Annotated in this window: 3 protein-coding genes; all 3 read left to right on the top strand. The window is 71.5% G+C overall.

Going from position 1 to position 2,468, the window contains the following annotated elements:
• Window positions 1-1,013 (top strand): amino acid aminotransferase (locus tag A612_RS03500; RefSeq protein ID WP_019373205.1); only part of this gene is annotated, 1,013 nt, incomplete at its 5' end.
• 74 nt (window positions 1,014-1,087) lie between these two features.
• Window positions 1,088-1,972 (top strand): CoA transferase, encoded by an 885-nt coding sequence (locus tag A612_RS03495; protein WP_019373204.1) that lies wholly within the window; start codon window positions 1,088-1,090, stop codon window positions 1,970-1,972.
• A 187-nt stretch (window positions 1,973-2,159) separates the two neighbouring features.
• On the top strand, window positions 2,160-2,468 hold a 309-nt coding region (locus tag A612_RS03490), incomplete at its 3' end, for a hypothetical protein (RefSeq protein WP_019373203.1).

Here is a 2,468-nt window from a genome sequence, read left to right as displayed (position 1 = left end):
CGGCCGCACGCGGCTACCTGCCGATCGACGGCATCGCCGCCTATGACAGCGCAGTGAAGGCGCTGGTGTTCGGCGCGGATTCGGAGGTGGTCCAGGCCGGGCGCGTGGCCACAGTGCAGGCGCTCGGCGGCACGGGCGGGCTGAAGATCGGCGCCGACTTCCTCAAGAAGATCAACCCGGGCGCCCGCGTGCTGATCTCCGACCCGAGCTGGGAAAACCACCGCGCGCTGTTCACCAACGCCGGCTTCGAGGTCGGCACCTACCGCTACTACGACGCAGCCACGCGCTCGGTCGATTTCGACGGCATGCTGGCCGACCTGCGCGCCGCCGCGCCCGGCACCATCGTGGTGCTGCACGCCTGCTGCCACAACCCCACGGGCTACGACCTCACGCCCGCGCAGTGGGACCAGGTCATCGAAGCCGTCAGGGACGGCCGCCTGGTCGCCTTCCTGGACATGGCCTACCAGGGCTTCGGGCACGGCATTCGCGAAGATGGCGCGGTGATCGGCAAGTTCGTCGATGCCGGCCTGAACCTCTTTGTCTCCAGCTCGTTTTCCAAGAGTTTTTCCCTGTACGGCGAGCGCGTGGGTGCGCTGTCGGTGGTGGCGAGCGACCGGGACGAGGCGGCGCGCGTGCTGTCGCAGCTGAAGATCGTGATCCGCACCACCTATTCCAACCCGCCGACGCACGGCGGCGCGGTGGTGGCCGCGGTGCTGAACGACCCCGAGTTGCGCGCCCTGTGGGAGCAGGAGCTCGGCGAGATGCGCGCGCGCATCAAGACCATGCGCAGCGCACTGGTCGAGGGCCTGAAGGCCGCCGGCGTGCAGCAGGACATGTCCTTCATCACCGAGCAGATCGGCATGTTCAGCTACTCCGGCCTGTCCAAGGAGCAGATGCTGCGCCTCAGGAGCGAGTTCGGCGTCTATGGCACCGACACCGGCCGGATGTGCGTGGCGGCGCTCAACAGCCGCAACATCGGCTACGTGTGCGAGGCCATCGCCCAGGTCCTCTGAGCGGCGCGATGGGCCGTGGGCCCGGCTTTGCCGGTATAAGGTGCGGTTGATCCCACTACGCTTCGCGCACCACCATGCCACACGATCCGCTCCAACCCCTGCAGGGCACGCGCGTGCTCAGCCTGGCCCTGAACCTGCCTGGACCGGCCGCCCTGCTGCGTTGTCGCCAGATGGGCGCCGACTGCGCCAAGCTCGAACCCCGAGCGCCGGAGGGCTTCGCCAGCGCCGATCCGATGGGCATGTACTGCCCCAGTGCCTACGCGACCCTGCACGAGGGCATCCGGCTGCTCCAGGCCGACCTCAAGACGGCCGAGGGCCAGGCCGCGCTGCACGCGGAACTGGCGCACACCGACGTGCTGCTGACTTCCTTCCGGCCCTCGGCGCTCGGCAAGCTGGGGCTGGGCTGGGAGGCGCTGCATGCCCGCTATCCGCGCCTGTCGCTGGTGCGCATCGTCGGCGCGGCCGGCGCGCGGGCCGAGGAGCCGGGCCACGACCTGACCTACCTGGCCGAGGCGGGGCTGGTCACGGACGAGGCATTGCCGCCCACGCTCTACGCCGACATGGCCGGCGCCCTGATGGCGAGCGAGGCCGTGCTGCAGGCGCTGCTGGCCCGAGCTTCCTCGGGCCAGGGCAGCTGCATCGAGGTGGCGCTGGCCGACGCCGCCCGCTGGCTGGCCCAGCCACGCCATTGGGGCCTGACGGCGCCGCGCGGCGACGTGGGCGGGGCCCACGCCGGCTACCGCGTCTATGCCTGCCAGGATGGGCGTGTGGCCGTGGCGGCCCTGGAGCCGCACTTCTTCGCGCGCCTGTGCCGCGCCGTCGGGCTGCCGCAGGGCGCCAGCCCGCGCGCCGTGGACTCGCATGCGGCGGTCGCCAGCTACCTGGCAGGCCAGACACGCGCCGCGCTCGAGCGCCTCGCGTCCGAGCAGGACATTCCGCTGCATACCCTGGCGCCCTAGGGCGGGCTGGGCGGGGCGGATGCGGCCTTGCGCTTCTTGTCCGACAGGGGCTGAACAGGCGCCCTGACAGACAGCCCCCGGGGCCCGAGGGTGCAATCGGCAGTGCAACCCCTCGACCTGCCCGCGCCGGCACCGCGCCACGCGGCACCCGCCGTGGGCGGCCGTTCCATCACCGGAGTGCACCACCATGAAGCCTTTTGCCCTCACCCCCGAGATGACCTCCGCCTCGGGCACTTTCTACCCCACCGGCTACGTGTTCGCCCTGTTCGCCAGCGAGGACGCCGCCCGCGCCGCCGCCCAGCAGCTGCAGGACCAGGGACACGCCGACGTCGCCCATGCGGCTCCCGAGGCCATCATGCAGCACGTCGTGCGCACCCTGGGCAACGCGGACGAGCCCCTGCCTTCGGTGGGCGCCGAAGGGGTGATCGTGCGGCGCATCGCCGAGCTGGCCAGCGGCGGCGCCCACGCCCTCATGTTCGAGGCGGGCGACAGCGAC

It is taken from the genome of Melaminivora alkalimesophila (assembly GCF_000282995.1).
GTDB lineage: Bacteria > Pseudomonadota > Gammaproteobacteria > Burkholderiales > Burkholderiaceae_C > Melaminivora > Melaminivora alkalimesophila.
The sequence above is the reverse complement of the archived record's forward strand: the minus strand, read 5'-3'. Positions and strand labels throughout refer to the sequence as shown.

What these genes read in the sequence shown, in the direction of transcription:
- A612_RS03495 (WP_019373204.1), top strand. Translation starts at nt 1,088, where the DNA reads ATGCCACACGATCCGCTCCAACCCCTGCAGGGCACGCGCGTGCTCAGC.